The following is a 16,568-nucleotide window of genomic DNA, read 5'->3' on the forward strand; positions in this document are numbered from 1 at the left end:
CACCTGTGGCAGAGGGACCCTTCTTCCGGCGAGACCCTCGAGGTGCGCAGCGGGTCGATCGGCGCGACCGCCGGTGCGGCGGCCTGCCGACATCGGCGCGGAGGCCGCGGCGCGCCCACTCGACCCTGACAGCGCTAAGCGGCGGGAACGGCGTCCCCGCGCGTCTCGGACGACGCATGGCCGATCCCGCCGTCGGTCGACGCGGCGAGCCCGCGGCGATGGCGGCGCTCGATCGCCTGACCCGCGTAGGAGGCGGCGATGATGAGCGCGGCCCCGGCGAGTCCGGGGAGCCCCACGGCCTCGCCGCCGATCGCCACGCCGACAGCCAGAGCCCAGACCGGCTCAGTGCCCATGAGGATGCTCGCGCGCGTCGCCGACGTGCGCCGCACCGCCCACAGCTGTACCACGAAGGCGAAGACCGAGCACAGCAACCCCAGGAACAGCACGTTCGCCCACCCGGATGCCGTGAGGCGACCGACCGCCACGGGGAGGTCGGCACCCGCCACGGCCGACGACGTCACGGCGCAGACGACGAGCTGCACCAGCACGACGGCGAGCGTGCTGTCGTGACGACCGCGGGTGAGACGCGCACTGGCCGTGACGTGGAACGCGCGCACCACCGCCGCGGCGATGACGAGCGCGTCGCCGACGGCGGGTGCACGCAACCCGCCGCCCGATATCAGCAGTGCGACCCCGACGACCGCGGTGACGGCGGCGACGAAATACGACCGCGGGAGCCACGAGCGGGAGGCGATGCTCTCGAGCACCGGGGTGAAGACGAGAGCGAGGCTGATGAGCAGACCGGCGTTGGTCGCCGAAGTCAGATGCACCCCGGCGGTCTCGAGCCCGATCACCGCCGCCTGGGAGCACCCGAGGAGGGCCGCGATCGCGAGGCCCCGGCCGCGCGGCATCCGTTCCCGTCCGACCAGGCAGATCACCGCGAGCGCGACCGCGGCGACGATGAACCGCAGAGCCACGGCGGGGGCGACTCCGACCTCGTCCGTCAGTTCTTTGGCGGAGAGGAAGCTGGCGCCCCACACCGCCGCCACGGCGATGAGCAGCACGTCGACGACGATCTCGGGTGGGCGGCGGGTCATGACTCCACCGTCGCTCGATCCACCCTGAAGAGCAACGGCCATGTTCTTCCGCATCACGTAAGTTCGGACTTATGGATGCCGCTCACCTCCGCCTGCTGCGCGAGCTCGGCGACCGGGGAAGCGTCGCCGCCGTCGCCGCGGCCCTGCACATCTCGGGATCCGCCGTCTCCCAGCAGCTCGCGACCCTACAGGCTCGCGTGCCCGTGCCGCTCACGATGCGGCGAGGACGCGTCCTGGCCCTGACCCCGGCGGGCGAAGCACTGGCCGCGGCGGGCACTCGTGTCGACGAGGCGCTCACCGCCGCGCGGGAGGCGGTGGGGGCGTTCCTGGAGAGCGACCATCGGCCCGTGCGCGTATCGGCGTTCCACAGCGCGGGGCTGACGCTCTTCGGTCCTCTCTTGCGCGAGCTGGACGGCATCCCCCCGCTGCATCTCACCGACGCCGATGTCGCCCACCGTGACTTCCCGGGGCTCACCGCCGACCACGACCTGGTCGTCGCGCACCGCCTGGCGCACGACGCGCCCTGGCCGCGCGATCGCGTCGTGGCGACCGCGCTCCTCGAGGAACCCCTCGACATCGCCCTCCCGGCCGGTCATCCCCTCGCGCACCGCGACACGGTGAACGCCGCCGACCTGGCCGATGAGCGGTGGGTGTCGGTGCACGAGGGGTTCCCCCTCGCGGGCGTGCTCGATCATGTCGCCGCGCACGTCGGACGACCCCTGCGCATCGCGCATCGGATCAACGAGTTCTCGGTGACGGCCGAGGTCGTGCGCGCCGGAGCCGCGATCGCCGTCATGCCGAGGACCACGACGATCCCTCTCGCGGTCGACGGCGTGGTCCTGCGCCCGCTCGCCGACCTCGAACTCGTTCGTCACGTCGACGCTCTCGCCCGCCCCGACACGCTCGCCTACTCCGCGGTGCGGCGCGTACTGCAGGCCCTACGCACGGTGGCAGCGCGGGCGGCGGCGGGGTAGCTTCCGGCACGGCGGGATCGGCAGCGTACCGCCCGGTGTCGCGCAGACCGGCAGCGGCCACCGGTTCGACCAGCCGCACCGCCCGGCCTCGCGCAGACCGGCAGCGGCCACCGGCTCGGCGCAGCGCGCATCGTCAGCCGGAACGGCCCGGCGTCGCGCCGCACCCGTGCGTGCACGGCCCAGCGCCCGCCGTCTTCAGCGGCAGGCGACCTGGTACCCGTCACTGTCGAAGACCCCCGTGTACCCGATCCCCGGGAATAACCGCTGCCCGACGGCGATGACGTCGCCCCATTCGCCGGGAGTGCCTCCGGCGACGGTGTCGATGACGAGGCAGTCGGGGGCGGGATTGACGTTGCCGATCCAGAACACGTCGTGGTCGCTCACCAGGTAGTTCATCAACCCGATGTCGCTGACGACGCTCGCCCCCTCCGGCACGGCGGCGATCGCCGCCTGGGCACTCGCCGCGCGCGGCGACGGCTCCCAGCTCGCCGCCTCGACGAGGGAGAACAGCGGCAGCCCAGGCAGCAGGACGACCGCCGCCGTCACCGCGATAGCCGGAGCCTGACGGACGTAGGCGCGCATCCACCCCCACCGTGAGGAGCGCCCGCGCTCGATGGCATCCAGCAACGCGACGAGCACGATCGGGATCAGCACGGCACTGTAGTGCCACGTGGGCGCCCAGTAGCCGCTGTTGGTGGAGAGGAAGCGCCACGCCAGGGTCGGTAGCAGCAGCAGAGCCACCGGCGAGCGCAGCACGAGCCCGGCGGAGCAGGCGAGGATGAGGGCCACGGTCTCGCCCTTGGCCGGGTCGAACAGGGTAGCGGCGTCGGCGAAGACGCTGATCGGATCGGCTTTGTCGGCGTAGGCCCACTCGCCTCCCGGGTTCAGCGCCGGCAGAACGATCATCGTCGCGACGACGAACCAGACCACGCCCCACACCGCCAGGCTTGCACCCAGCCCTACACCGGACAGGAGGAACCGGCCGGGCGCGGCGCCCGAGCGCGCTTCGGTCGCAGGGGCCGAGGGGACGCCGCCCTCCCGCCAGGCAAGGAGGATGACGACCAGCCCCAGCACGACCACGGTGAGGCCGAGGTCTTCTTTCACGAACACCAGCGGAGCGCCCCAGAGGCATGCCGCGAGCCACCGACGATCCAGGACGGCGACGAGGCTGAGGGTCAACAGCGGAACAGCCAACGCGATCTCGTGGAACTGCGCGTCGGCGGCGTACTGCAGGCCCCACGCGAAACCGAACGCCAAGCCGAGCGCCACCGACGTCGCCGTTCCCAGACGGGCACGGGCCGCGCGCGTGAAGACGGCGGCGGCCAGCGCGAAGCAGGCGGCCTGGATGACGAGAAGGGTGAACGCCGACGGGAAGACCGCATAGACCGGCGCAAGGACCGCGAGAAGCGGATGGAAGTGATCGCCGAGCAGGTTGTAGCCGTCGCCCTTGATGGTGACGATGGGCGGCTGGAGGGCCGCGTACCGCGACAGCAGCTGGGTGAAGATGCCGAGATCCCAAGAGCGGGCGGTGAACTGCGCCCACTGCTGGGCGGCGAAGAGCACGTAGCCGGCGAAGACGACGGCGAAGACCGAGGTGGGGGCCGCCCACAGACGGCGACGCTCCCAGACGCGCGCGGCGAACTCCGGCGCGCGGCCCGGGGCCGGGGACCGTCGGGGTGCCTCGGGCGCGGCCGACACCGTCGGCGCGCCGGCGGGGTCACCGGGGGCGGCGGGGACGGACGTCTGGGTCATGCGCCCATCTTCGCGCACCGCGCACCCCCCGGACGAGGACGTGTCGGTCGCCGACCGGCTATCTCCCGTGGGGAGGAACCGTTGCGGCGCGCGCGGGCGCCGCGGCGGACGACGCTCCCGGATCCGTCTTGGCGGGTGTTCCCGAGGGCGCGCCCGGCGCGGATGGCGCCTCCGGATCCGTCTTGGCGAACGGCGGAGGAGCGCTCGGCGCGGATGCCGCCCGCGGCAGGAGCTCGAGGGAGGGTGCCGGATCAGCGCTCGGCAGAGGTGTCGCCGAGGACCCGGTCTTCGCGGCGAGCGGGCTGGCGAGCGCGAGCGGGTCCGGCTCACCCACCCCGCGAGGAGTCGCGGGCGCCGCATCGGGCTCTGCGAGAAGGGCCTCCCGGATGATGCGGCGCGGGTCGTACTGACGGGGGTCGAGGCGCTGCCAGTCGACGTCGGCGACCTCGGGGCCGAGTTCCTCCCGCACGCGCTCCTGCGCGGTGCGGGCCATGCGCCGCACCTGCTGAATCGTGCGGCGCAGCGACTCCGCCGCCGCCGGCAGGCGGTCCGGGCCGATGATCATGACGGCGATCAGGCCGATGAGCAGCAGCTTCTCGATCGTCAGACCGAAGGTCACGGGGCCCCCCTCCGCGTCATCGCGGGGCCGTGCGGACGCATCGCCGCGTCAGCGCGCCGGCGGCGGGTCGGCCGCGAAGCCGTCGATGCGGGTGTCCGCGACGCCGGCGGGAGGCGTCGGCGCGTCGGTGGCGGCATCCTCCTCCTTCATCGCCTTGATCTCGCCCCGGAAGACGCGGGCCGACTTCCCTACGCTCTGCGCGAGGGCGGGGAGTTTCGCCGCACCGAACAGCAGCAGGATCACTGCCAGCACGATCAACAGATGCCATCCGGTCAGTCCATGGAGCATGGGGCCTCCTCGGCCGTGCCGACGTCGTTGCCGGCGGTGAGTGTCGGCGCGGGGGACGCACCGTCGGCGATGCTAGCCCGCGTCGAACGCAGTCCACAAGCTCCGCGTCGTGCGTACTTTTGTTGGTTACCGATTACGCACCTTTTGATTGACCTATGGAAAAACATCGGTCAAGATGACCAACGAGCGACATCGCCGACCATGCGAACGACTCATCCCCCTGAGGCTCGACCGAGAACCGCCCCGTAGAGGCGGCGATCGGCGATCCATCCGAACTCGATGAAGAGCGGAGGAAGGTACCCGCGTGTGGCCGACAGCCACCGCACGATGAGCCCGGGCCGCCACGTAACAGTCGTTGAGACCGACCGTGTGGCGACCCGGTGAAAACAACTCGCACGCATTTACAGGAGCTGTATTCACGATGAACTCTACTTCTCGGCATCCGGCCGTCCGGGCCCGGTTGACGGCGGTCCTCGCGGCCACCGCACTGGGCCTGGGCGCCATCGCCGCGGCCCCCGCACCGGCCTTCGCCCATGAGGGTCACGACCACGGGACCGACCCCGTCGTCACCGACCCCGGCGGCGATCACGGAGACCCCACCGACCCCGGCACCCCCGACCCCGGCGACACCGGCGACGGCGCCGGCGCCCTCGACTGGAGCAACTACGAGCGCGTCCTGCTCACGAAGAACGTGGGCGAGCCGATCGACCTCGCGGTGCTCCCCGACAAGCGCGTCCTGCACACGGCCCGCAACGGCGACGTTCGCCTGACCGACCCGGCCACGGGCGTCACGCGCGTCACGAACACCCTCGACGTCTACGCCAACTCCGAGGACGGCCTGCAGACGGTCGCCATCGACCCCGACTTCGAGAACAACGGCTGGGTCTACCTCGTCTACTCGCCGCGCGACGCGAACGGCGACGGCGTGACCGACACCCCCACCGGCAACGCCCCCAACACGCTGCCCGCCGGCGCCGACGAGTCCTACTGGGACCAGTGGGTGGGCGTGAACCGCCTCTCCCGCTACCAGTGGACCGGCGACCAGCTCGACCTCTCCACCGAGCAGGTCGTCCTCGACGTCGAGGTCCAGCGCGGGCAGTGCTGCCACGTGGGCGCCGACATCGGCTTCGACGCCGACGGCAACCTCTACCTGAGCACGGGCGACAACACCCCGGCATCCACCCCGGGCGCCAACGGCTTCGCGCCCAACAACGACGCCCCGGGATTCAACCCCGGCTTCGACTCGCGACGCGGCGCCGGCAACACGAACGACCTCCGCGGCAAGATCCTGCGCATCCACGTCGAGGACGACGGGTCATACACGATCCCGGAGGGCAACCTCTTCGCCCCCGGCACCGAGCTCACCCGCCCGGAGATCTTCGTGATGGGCGTGCGCAACCCGTTCCGCATCGAGGTCGACATCGAGACCAACTCGCTGTCGTGGGGCGACTACGGCCCCGACGCGACGAAGGCCGTCGCACAGACCGCGGGCCGCGGCCCCATGGGCCTGGTGGAGTGGAACGCCATCAGCCTCGACGAGCCGCAGAACGCCGGCTGGCCCTACGTGCACGCCGACAACCAGGCGTACAACGACTGGGACTTCGCCACCGCCACCCCCGGTGCGTTCTTCGACCCGCAGAACCTCAAGAACGAGTCGCGCTGGAACACCGGTCTCACCGACCTGCCGCCCGCGCAGCCCGCGACGCTCTGGTACGGCGACAACCCCGGCGACCAGCCGTGGGACGAGCTGGTGAACTTCGGCGCCGGCAGCGGCCAGGGCCCGATGGGCGGCCCCGTCTACCACTACGACGAGTCGAACCCCTCGACCACGAAGCTCCCCCGCCACTGGGACGGTAAAGCGTTCATGGGCGAGTTCTCGCAGGACTACATCGCCTCCTTCACTCTCGACTGGGATGCCTTCGAGGTCACCGACATCGAGGACTTCCTGCCGAACGCGGCTCTGTCGTCGCTGGCGCAGCCGACCCACGACAACCCCATGGACATGGAGATCGGTCCCGACGGATCGATGTACGTGCTCGACTACGGTGACGGCTTCTTCCGGGCCAACCCGGATGCCGGGTTGTACCGCATCGACTACGTCGCCGGCAACAAGTCGCCGCAGGCGCGCTTCACCGCCACGCCCACCTCGTCGTCGCAGGCTCCCCTGACGGTGCAGTTCGACGCCACGGCATCCACCGATCCCGACGGCGACGCCCTCACCTATGAGTGGGACTTCGACGGCAACGGCACCTTCGACGCCACCGGTGCGACCACGTCGTACACCTACACGGAGCTCGGCAACTACACCGCGCGCCTGCGGGTCTCCGACGCGGGCGGACGCTTCGGCCTCACCTCGCGCACCATCTCGGTGGGCAACCAGGCCCCCGAGGTGAAGGTGGAGTTCCCCGGTAACGGCGCGTTCTTCGACTGGGGCCAGGCCATCCCGTTCAAGGTGACCACCTCGGATGCCGAAGACGGCACCGCCACCGACTGCGCCCGCGTGACGTGGACGTACGGTCTCGGCCACGACGAGCACGCCCACCCGGAGGTCTCGGGCACAGGCTGCACCGGCGTCTTCCGCACCGACCCGAACTCGCCCGAGCACGGACCCGGTGCCCTGCTCTACGGCGCCGTCGTGGTCACCTACTCCGACCGGGGCGCCAACGGCCTGCCCGCCGCCACGGGTGAGGCGACCGTTCGCCTGAACCCGAAGCTGCAGCAGGCGGAGCACGCGATCCGCCGCCAGGGTGTCGCCACCTACGCCGACACCGACGCGTCGGGCGGCAACGCCATCCGCGGCCTCGGCCAGGGTGACTTCCTCGCCTTCGACCCGGTGAACTTCGCCGGTATCGACGGTGCGGTCGTCCGGGCAACCGGTGCGGGCGAGGTCCAGCTGCGCTGGGGCGCAGCCGACGCCGCGCCCTTCGCCACGGCGAAGATCCCCGGCGGCAACGGCTGGAAGGACGTTCAGGTGGCGTTCGACGCCCCCGAGGGCACCGGCGCGCTGTACGTCACCTCGCGTGACGAGCTCGCCGTCGACTCGCTGACCATGGTCGGCGACGGCGTGGGCGACGTCACTGCTCCCACGGTGGCGCACACTCTCGCCCCCGCCGCCCCCACGGGCGTCGGCGGCGTGTTCAACGAGCCCGTCCGCTTCTCGGTGCAGGCCGCCGACAACGGCACGCTCGCCAGCGTCCAGTACTCGCGCGACAACGGCGCGACCTGGACGAACCTCGCCGCCAACCAGCAGTACGGCGTGACGTTCGACCAGAACGGCACGTACGACCTCCGCTACCGCGCCACCGACACCGGCGGCAACGTGTCGGAGCTGGGTTCGGTGTCGTTCACGATCGACCTCGACGCTCCCAACGAGCCGACGGTCGACACGCGGACGATGGTCACGCTCGCCTCCCCGCGGGTCACCTACGGCGCCCCCGGCGACGTGACGGTGGCGGTTCGCGGCGAGGGCGGCGCACCCACGGGTGAGGTCGTGCTGACGGTCGGCGAGAACGAGATCGCCCGCGGAACGCTGGATGCCGACGGCAACGCCGTCATCGCCCTGCCCGCCGACCTGCCGGTCGGTACGCACACCCTGCGTGCCACCTACGGCGCCGACGAGACCTTCAAGGGCTCGGCCGGCATCGGTCGCCTCACCGTGTCGCAAGCGCGCTCGACGACCACGGTCGCCGTCTCGCCCACGCCGGTCAAGCCCGCCGTGGCGGCTGTCGCCACGGTCCAGGTGGTCTCGTCGACGGGCATCGTCCCGACCGGCGACGCCACGGTGACGATCCGTCGCAACAACGCGGTCGTCGCCACCCTCACCGGAACGCTCGGCGCAGACGGCACCGTCCAGGTGACCCTGCCCAAGCTCAGCACGGTGGGCGCCTACCAGGTCCAGGCGTCCTACACCGGGTCGACCGGCATCGCGAAGAGCAGCGGCAGCACCAGCCTGACCGTCCAGAAGTAACACCCCGGTGGGGGTCGCGCAGCTGCGGCCCCCACCACACCCTCGGCCGTCCCCGGCATCGGGGCGGACCCACCTCGAAGGAGAGTCATGAGTCACCACCACGACCACGCGCACCCCACGGTGCCGGATCGGCCCATGAGCCGGCGCACGCTGCTCAAGGCCCTGGCGGCGTCGTCCGTCGCCGTCGGCATCGGCGCCGCCGCAATGCCCACCGCAGCCTCCGCGTCCACCGCCTTCGGCGCCCGCGCCGCGGCCGCCGCTCCCCCGGTCAGCGCCGGCAAGCGCCTCGTGCCGGTCAACCGCATCGGCATCCAGCTCTTCACCGTCCGCGACAAGGTCAGCTCGCTGGGCTTCCGCGCGGTGTTCGAGGAACTCGCGAACATCGGCTACTCGGAGATCGAATTCGCCGGGTACACCCAGGGCCAGGTCGGCGCGATCACCCCGCAGCAGATCCGTCAGCTGCTCGACGACAACGGCCTGCGCGCGACCGGTGCGCACGTCAACCTGAACCCGAACAACATCGATCAGCAGCTCGAGATCGCGAACGTGCTCGGCATGCCGCACCTCGGCCAGGGCGGCCCCATCGCCGGCGGCTACGGCGGCCCCATCGCCAAGGACGCCTGGATGCAGGCCATCGGAACGTGGAACCAGATGGGCGACAAGGGACGAGCCGCGGGCATCAAGCTCTACCTCCACAACCACGCCCAGGAGTGGGGCTACACCACCGACACCCAGGAGCGCGTCTACGACCTGTACTGGCAGCATCTGAACCCCGAGACGGTCTTCTTCGAGATGGACGTCTACTGGGCGCACGTCGGAAAGCACCTGTACCCGGGCTTCGAGCCGATCGACTACATCAAGCGCGACCCGCGACGCTTCCCGATCCTGCACCTGAAGGACGGGAAGCTGAACCCGAACAGCCCCAACGGCTACGACATCGTCGAGTTCGGCGCCGGGAACATCGACTACACGGCGTTCCTGTCGCAGCTGCGCGACCGCGGCCAGCGGTTCGGCATGTTCGAGCAGGACAACGCCTCGACGGTGCCGGTCAACCCGGGCAACTCGCTGGCGAACGCCGACCGCAGCTACGACAACATCGCAGCCCTGCGCGGCTGAGCGACGAGGAAGATCACATGAACAAGATCACCAAACTCACCACCGTCGGCCTCCTCGTCATCGGGGGCAGCGTCGTCGCCGTCCCCGCGTACGCGGCCGACCTCACCTGCACCGACGACCTGGGCAGCCAGACCGTCTCGGGCAACCTGCTGGTCCCCAGCGGCGCGGACTGCGTCCTGGGCGGCGCGACCGTTGAAGGCGACATCGTCGTGGAGGAGGGCGGCTGGCTGGATGCCACCTCCGTCACCGTCACGGGAGACGTCATCGCCACCGACGCGTACGGTGTGTCGCTCGACGGCACCAGCGTCGAGGGCGACATCAGCGCCTACTCGGTCGACACCACGGTGGGCTTCCTCTACGTCAACGACCTGCGCGTCGGCGGATCCGTGGAAGCCGGCGGCATCGACGTCGAGGTCGTCGACAGCGCCATCACGGGCTCGCTGCTCACGCAGCAGGCGAACTACGTCGACGTCGTGCGCAGCTCGGTCGGCGGCGACGTGTCGATCGACCGCTCCGGCTGGGGCGTGTCGATGACCGGCGCGATCGTCAAGGGCGATGTCGCCGTCAGCGGCAGCTCCCGCGACGTGCTCATCGGCGCCACCGCCGACGGAGGCAGCGACGCGTTCGCCAACTCCATCGGCGGCGGCCTGTCGCTGACGGGCAACTCGGCCAACCTGCGCGTGGCGAACACCACCGTGTACGGTGCCCTGGCGCTCGATGCGAACACCCCCGCCGCCGTGTTCGGTGCCAGCGTCCGCGCCGGCTCGACCACGGGCGACTACACCGGCGAGGCGCCGACCGCGCCGCCCGCCGGCGACCAGTCGATCGCCGTGACCGTGCCCGCGCAGGGTTCGGGCGAGCTGACGTGGGCGATCGAGGGCACGTCGCGCCTCGTCGACCTCGGAGTGGCCGAGCAGGAGCTCGACCACTTCCACGCCGAGGGCGAGATCATCCCGATCCGCATCCAGGACACCCGCGCCGGCAACCCCGGATGGTCGCTGACCGCCCAGGTGTCGGACTTCACCGCCGGTGGCGAGCAGGTGTCGAGCAAGTACCTCGGCTGGACGCCCGAAGTGATCGAGAACGCGGGCGACGCCATCGCCGGCGCTCCCGTCCCCTCGGGCTTCGACGAGGGTGAGGGCCTGTCCGTCGCCCGCACGCTCGCCTCGGCGAACGAGGGCCACGCCCGCGGTAGCTCGCTCGTGGGCGCCGACCTGGATCTCAAGCTCCCGCTCGAGACCCCCCGCGGCACCTACACCGCGACCGTGACGCTGACCGCCCTCAGCTGATCCCACCCGCCGGGGTCGCGTTCCTCACGGAGCGCGACCCCGGCGGACCTCCCTCGAACCGAAAGCCACGCCCATGTCCCAGGCGATCACCTCACCCGTCCGTCTTCTCCTCTCCCTTCTCACCGCTCTCGCCCTTCTGCTGGGCACGCCGATCGCCGCCTCAGCGGCCGCCGCCGAGGACCCCGCCGCTCCTTCCGCCGACACCACGGTGACGTGGAGCGTCAAGCCCGCCGACACGGCACAGGGTCGCGACCGGCCGAACTACGCCTACGACCTTCAGCCCGGCGGCACCGTGGGCGACGCGCTCTACGTCGCGAACCGCAGCCCGCAGCCGATCACCCTCTCGGTGTACGCGGCAGACGGCTTCCTCACCGAGGACGGCTCGCTCGACATCCTCGCCGGCGGCGTGGCATCCACCGACCTGGGCAGCTGGGTGCGGGTCGAGACCCCCGAGCTGACCCTCGACAGCGGCGCGAGCGCCGAGGTCCCCTTCACCGTCACCGTGCCCGCCGACGCTCCCCCGGGCGACTACGCCGCGGGCGTCGTGGCATCCATGCGCGTCACCGCCGACAACGGCACGATCACCGAGCGACGCCTCGGCTCGCGCGTGCACCTGCGCGTGCAGGGCGACCTCGCGCCGGCGCTGACCGTGGGCGACATCGCCGTCGACTACCACGGCACGGCCAGCCCGATCGAGTCGGGCTCGGCGACCGTCACCTACACCCTCACCAATACGGGCAACACGCGCCTCGACCCCGCCGTCCAGGTCGCCCTGGGCGGCCCCTTCGGTCTCGCTGGTGTGACCGCCGCCGATGACGCCCCCGAACTGCTGCCCGGGAGCTCTCTCCAGCGCACCGTCGAGGTCGCGGGCGTGGTGCCGCTGGTCCTCCTCGCCGCCGACGTGACCGCGACCTCGCAGGTCGTCTCGCGCACGCTCGCCGGAGCCGAGCCCTCGGCCCTGGACCCTCTCGTGTCGGAGGGATCGGCAGCCACGGCCGCGGTGCCATGGACGGCGTTGGCGATCCTCCTCGTGCTGGCATTGTTCGTCGTCTGGCGCATCGTCGCCGCACGCCGCCGCAAGGCCGCCCACGCCCGCGAGCTCGCCGCCGCGGTGGCCGCGGCTCGGGCCGATGCGTCTCCCGCCACTGCCGGCGCGGGCGACGCCGGCGTGCCCGTCGCCGCCGGCGCGGCCGCCGCACCCGCGGACTCCCCCAGCACCGCGACCCGCGCCTCGCGCCCGTCGCCCTGAGACCACCCGCGGCGCGCGGAGGGACACCTCGCGCCGCGGGTGATGACAAAGACGCCCGTCGTGCTTCCGGCACGGCGGGCGTCGTCGTGTCCGTGGGCGATGGGCGGACGCGCTCCGGCTCTCCCGGTGTCGTGCGGCGGCGGGGCCGGCTCCGACACGCGGCGTCGGCATGACCGCCACGGGCGTGCCACCCGAACCGGCTCAGTCTCTCCCGGGAACGTTGCCTCGTTGTCTCGCAAGCCATATGATGGCTGACACCTGACCACTGACGGTCAATCCACGAAGGAGTGAGACGATGAACGAAGCACAGGCCCTCCGCGGCTTCCCCGCCGACCGGTCGGTTGCCGCCGCCGACGTGCGCTCGGCCTCCCAGGCACTCGGCTCCCGCCTCGTGGTGCTGGACGACGACCCGACAGGGACGCAGTCGGTCGCCGATCTCCCCGTGCTGACGCGCTGGGCCACCGAAGACTTCGGCGCGGTCTTCGCCACCGACGCCCCGGCCGTCTACGTATTGACGAACGCCCGCAGCCTGGGCGAAGACGATGCCCGGGCCCGCAACCTCGAGGTAGCGCTGAACGCCCTCTCCGCCGCCGCCGACGCGGGCATCGATGTCGAGTTCGTCAGCCGCGGCGACTCCACCCTGCGCGGCCACTTCCCCCTCGAGCCCGACAGCCTCGCCGACGCGATCGTCGCGGCCGGGGGCCGCGCGGTCGACGGCGTCCTGATCGTGCCCGCCTTCCCCGACGCGGGCCGGGTCACCATCGGCGGCGTCCACTACATGCGCGACGGCGATGACCTGCAGCCGATCGGTGAGACCGAGTTCGCCCGCGATGCGACCTTCGGGTACCGCAGCTCCGAGCTCGCAGCCTGGGTCGACGAGAAGTCCGGCGGCCGGTATCCCGCCGACTCGGTCATCGTGGTCGACCTCGCCGTCATCCGCTCCGGCGCCGACGCGGTGGCCGACGCGATCCAGGATGCCGTGGACCGCACGCCCATCGTGTGCGACGTCGTGACCGAAGACGATCTGCGGCTCATCTCGCTCGGTCTGATCGAGGCGCGTCGGCGCGGCAAGACGCTGCTCTCGCGCGTCGGCCCGCCCTTCGTCCGCGCCCGCATCGGCGCCGAGCGCCGCGACCCTCTCACCGCCGCGGAGATCTTCCCCGACGGCGGTGCCGACCGCGGCGGACTGATCGTCGTCGGATCGCACGTCGCGGTGACCACCCGGCAGCTTTCCCGGCTGCGCGAGCGCACCCCCCACCTGACCGATATCGAGATCGACGTCGCGCGGGTGCTCGACCCCGCCGACGCGCCCGTCTATCTGCACGGCATCGCCGACAGGGTCGTCCGTGAGCTCGAGGCGGGCGACGTCGTCGTGAGCACGACCCGCACCGTGACCACGGCCGCCACCGCCGACGACAGCCTCCACATCGCCCGCACCGTGTCGGCCGCCGTCGTCGACGTGGTGAAGGAGGTCACCGCCCGCACCCGTCCGCGCTTCGTCGTGGCGAAGGGCGGCATCACCTCCAGCGACGTCGCCGCCCACGGGCTCTCCATGCACCGCGCGACCGTCCGCGGACCCATGCTGCCCGGGATCATCTCGCTGTGGGAGCCGACAGACGGCCCGGCCGCCGGCATCCCGTACGTCGTCTTCGCCGGCAACGTGGGCGACGACGACGCCCTCGCCCACGTCGTGTCCACCCTCACCCGCGCGGCCGCGACCAGCAGCTGACCCCCGACCTCGACCCCTCAACCCCGCAAGCGAAGGAGCTTTCCACATGACCACCGACTACACCGTCACCGTTCTGGGCCTGGGCGCCATGGGGCTGCCCATGGCCACCCGGCTGGCCACGGGCCTCACCGTCCACGGCTTCGACATCGCCCCCACCCGCCTCGCCCTCGCCGAGGAGCAGGGGGTCACGCCGTTCCCGTCCGCACGGGATGCCGTCGCCGACGCCGACGCGGTGCTGCTCGCCGTGCGCGACCAGTACCAGCTCGACGACGTGCTCTTCGGCGAGTCCGGCATCGCGACCGCGCTCCGACCGGGCTCCGTGGTCATCCTCACCAGCACCGTCGGCACCGCCGGCATCCGCCCGGTGGCCGAGCGCCTCGCCGCGTCCGACATCGACCTCGTCGACGCGCCGCTGTCGGGCGGACCCGTGCGGGCAGGTCACGGCGACCTGCTCATCGTCGTGGGCGCCTCCCCCGGCGCGCGCGACAAGGCGGCGCCCGTGCTGGAACTCCTGGCATCCACCCTCACCGTCGTCGGCGACAACGCCGGGGACGGCCAGGCGCTGAAGACCGTGAACCAGCTGCTCTGCGGCGTGCACATCGCCGCCGCCGCCGAGGCGCTGGCCCTCGCCGACGCGCTGGGCCTCGATCCCGAGAAAACCCTCGAGGCGCTCATGGGCGGTGCGGCAGCGTCGTTCATGCTCGGTAACCGTGGACCCCGCATGCTGCAGGCCTACGACGACGAGGGCGCCGAGGTGCTCAGCGCACTCGACATCTTCGTCAAGGACATGGGCATCGTCGGTGACGCCGCGCGGCGCGTCGGGCTCCCCACCCCGGTCGCCGCCGCCGCCGAGCAGCTCTACCTCAGCGGTCGCTCTCAGGGCCTCGGGTCGCACGACGACTCCGCCGTGATCCGCGCGGTCGCCCCCGTCCGTCGCCACGGCTGACACCGCACCCCTCAGGAATCGAAGGAGATCCCGACATGCCCCTCATCCTCACGGCCGACACGCCTCCCATCGCTCCGGCGGTGGAGTTCGGCACCGGCCCGCTCCTCGCCATCGCCGCCGCGGGCATCGCCCTGCTGCTGGTGCTCATCATCCTGTTCAAGGTCCACGCGTTCGTGGCGCTGCTCGTCACGAGCGTCGTGGTCGCGATCTCGGCGCAGATCCCGGCCGGCGACGTCTTCACCCTCGTCGCGAACGGCGTCGGCTCCACGATGGGCAAGGTGCTCATCATCATCGCGTTGGGCGCCATCCTCGGTCGCCTCATCGAGGTGTCGGGCGGTGTGCAGCGGCTCGCGGAGAGCTTCACCGAACGCCTCGGACCCCGACGAGTGGCCGTCGCCCTGACGATCGTGGCATTCGTCGTCGCCATCCCCGTGTTCTTCGAGGTCGGCGTGATCGTGCTCGTACCGATCCTCTACGCGTTCAGCAAGATCGCCGGCGTGAAACCCATCGTCTTCGGCCTGCCCATGTTCGGCCTCATGCTCGCCGTCCATGTGGCGGTGCCGCCGCACCCCGGCATCGTCGCGGGCGCCGGCGTCTTCGGAGCAGACCTGGGCCTGGTCACCGCGATCGCCCTGCCGATCTGCGCCGTGCTCGGCTTCCTCTGCTTCTCGGTCGCCCGCATCATGAACCGCCGGCAGTACGACCTGGCTCCGCGCGTCGCCACCCAGATGGCCGAGTTCGGCGAGACGACGACGGTCATCGAATCGCGCCGCGCCGACGGGACGGTCATGGCGCCGCCGAGCACCGGAACCGTCATCGGTCTGATCGCGCTGCCCATCGTGCAGATCCTCGTCGGCACCACGCTCTCGCTGAGCCTCCCGGCCGGATCCGCCGGGCGCGGCATCGCGACCTTCATCGGCACGCCGGCGCTCGCTCTCCTCGTGGCCGTGATCGTGGCGTTCTTCGTCCTGCCCGTACGTCGCCGATGGGGCCTCGCGCGTACCAACGAGGTCTTCGAGAGCTCGATGCCCCCGATCGCGTCGATCCTGCTTGTCGTCGCCGGCGGGGGCGTGTTCGGCGCCGTGCTGCAGGCCTCGGGGATCGGCACCGCGCTGTCGGTGACTCTGGAGAACCTCGGCGTGCCGCTCCTCGGGGCCGCGTTCCTCATCACCCTCGCTCTCCGCGCCGCACAGGGGTCGGCGACCGTCGCCATCGTGACCACGGCGAGCCTGCTGTCGGCCGCCGTCGCCGAGGCCGGTTACAGCCCGGTGCAGATCGCCGCCGTCGCCGTGGCCGTCGGCTTCGGCTCGCTGGGCCTGTCGATGGTGACCGATGCCGGCTTCTGGATCGTCACGCGTTACCTCGGGCTCACCGTGGCCGACGGCCTCCGCACCTGGACGGTGCTCACGACCATCCTCGGTGTCGCCGGCTTCCTGCTCACGTGGGCGGTGTTCGCGCTCGCGGGCTGACCCGCTCGCTCTCATCGCCGGGTCGGGGACGGATGTTCCCGGCCCGGCGATTAGGTTTGACGGCAGGGGGGAT

Annotated in this window: 12 protein-coding genes; 8 read left to right on the forward strand and 4 right to left on the reverse strand. The window is 71.6% G+C overall.

Annotated features, from left to right (window positions below):
• Positions 1–134: 134 nt before the first annotated feature.
• Positions 135–1,097 (reverse strand): DMT family transporter, encoded by a 963-nt coding sequence (locus tag ASF76_RS00615; RefSeq protein WP_235561199.1) that lies wholly within the window; start codon positions 1,095–1,097, stop codon positions 135–137.
• Positions 1,098–1,168: 71 nt separating this feature from the next.
• On the opposite strand from ASF76_RS00615, the gene ASF76_RS00620 reads away from it, so the two are divergent.
• Entirely contained in the window at positions 1,169–2,071 is a 903-nt protein-coding gene (locus ASF76_RS00620) for a LysR family transcriptional regulator (protein WP_055951473.1), read from the forward strand.
• A gap of 195 nt (positions 2,072–2,266) precedes the next feature.
• Here ASF76_RS00620 and ASF76_RS00625 read toward each other — a convergent pair whose 3' ends face one another.
• From ASF76_RS00625 to tatA, 3 genes are read right to left on the reverse strand one after another with little or no spacing between them, the layout of a single operon-like run.
• Positions 2,267–3,823: a DUF2079 domain-containing protein gene (locus ASF76_RS00625; RefSeq protein ID WP_055951476.1), complete on the reverse strand. Its 1,557-nt coding sequence runs from the start codon at positions 3,821–3,823 to the stop codon at positions 2,267–2,269.
• A 58-nt stretch (positions 3,824–3,881) separates the two neighbouring features.
• Positions 3,882–4,442, reverse strand: a complete 561-nt coding sequence (locus ASF76_RS00630; protein ID WP_082484769.1) for a twin-arginine translocase TatA/TatE family subunit — start codon at positions 4,440–4,442, stop codon at positions 3,882–3,884.
• Positions 4,443–4,490: 48 nt separating this feature from the next.
• On the reverse strand, positions 4,491–4,730 hold the full coding sequence (tatA, locus tag ASF76_RS00635; RefSeq protein ID WP_055951479.1) for a twin-arginine translocase TatA/TatE family subunit: 240 nt from the start codon (positions 4,728–4,730) through the stop codon (positions 4,491–4,493).
• Positions 4,731–5,151: 421 nt separating this feature from the next.
• Between tatA and ASF76_RS00640 the strand changes: the two genes are divergently transcribed.
• The 7 genes from ASF76_RS00640 (at position 5,152) to ASF76_RS00670 (ending at position 16,495) form a co-directional block, all read left to right on the forward strand.
• Positions 5,152–8,697, forward strand: coding sequence for a PQQ-dependent sugar dehydrogenase (locus tag ASF76_RS00640; protein ID WP_082484770.1), 3,546 nt, complete (start codon positions 5,152–5,154; stop codon positions 8,695–8,697).
• 87 nt (positions 8,698–8,784) lie between these two features.
• The gene (locus ASF76_RS00645; RefSeq protein WP_235561200.1) at positions 8,785–9,813 is read left to right on the forward strand and encodes a sugar phosphate isomerase/epimerase family protein; all 1,029 of its coding nucleotides are present in this window, start codon (positions 8,785–8,787) and stop codon (positions 9,811–9,813) included.
• Positions 9,814–9,830: 17 nt separating this feature from the next.
• Positions 9,831–11,102 carry a hypothetical protein gene (locus tag ASF76_RS00650; RefSeq protein ID WP_055951482.1) on the forward strand — a complete coding sequence of 424 codons (1,272 nt, stop codon included), beginning with the start codon at positions 9,831–9,833 and terminating at the stop codon, positions 11,100–11,102.
• 73 nt (positions 11,103–11,175) lie between these two features.
• Positions 11,176–12,351: a hypothetical protein gene (locus ASF76_RS00655; RefSeq protein WP_055951485.1), complete on the forward strand. Its 1,176-nt coding sequence runs from the start codon at positions 11,176–11,178 to the stop codon at positions 12,349–12,351.
• A 295-nt stretch (positions 12,352–12,646) separates the two neighbouring features.
• Positions 12,647–14,080: a four-carbon acid sugar kinase family protein gene (locus ASF76_RS00660; protein WP_055951488.1), complete on the forward strand. Its 1,434-nt coding sequence runs from the start codon at positions 12,647–12,649 to the stop codon at positions 14,078–14,080.
• 46 nt (positions 14,081–14,126) lie between these two features.
• The gene (locus ASF76_RS00665) at positions 14,127–15,026 is read left to right on the forward strand and encodes an NAD(P)-dependent oxidoreductase (RefSeq protein ID WP_055951491.1); all 900 of its coding nucleotides are present in this window, start codon (positions 14,127–14,129) and stop codon (positions 15,024–15,026) included.
• A gap of 35 nt (positions 15,027–15,061) precedes the next feature.
• Entirely contained in the window at positions 15,062–16,495 is a 1,434-nt protein-coding gene (locus ASF76_RS00670) for a GntP family transporter (RefSeq protein WP_055951494.1), read from the forward strand.
• Positions 16,496–16,568: the final 73 nt, after the last annotated feature.

Origin of the sequence: Microbacterium sp. Leaf151, from assembly GCF_001424225.1 — a bacterium.
Lineage (GTDB): Bacteria > Actinomycetota > Actinomycetes > Actinomycetales > Microbacteriaceae > Microbacterium.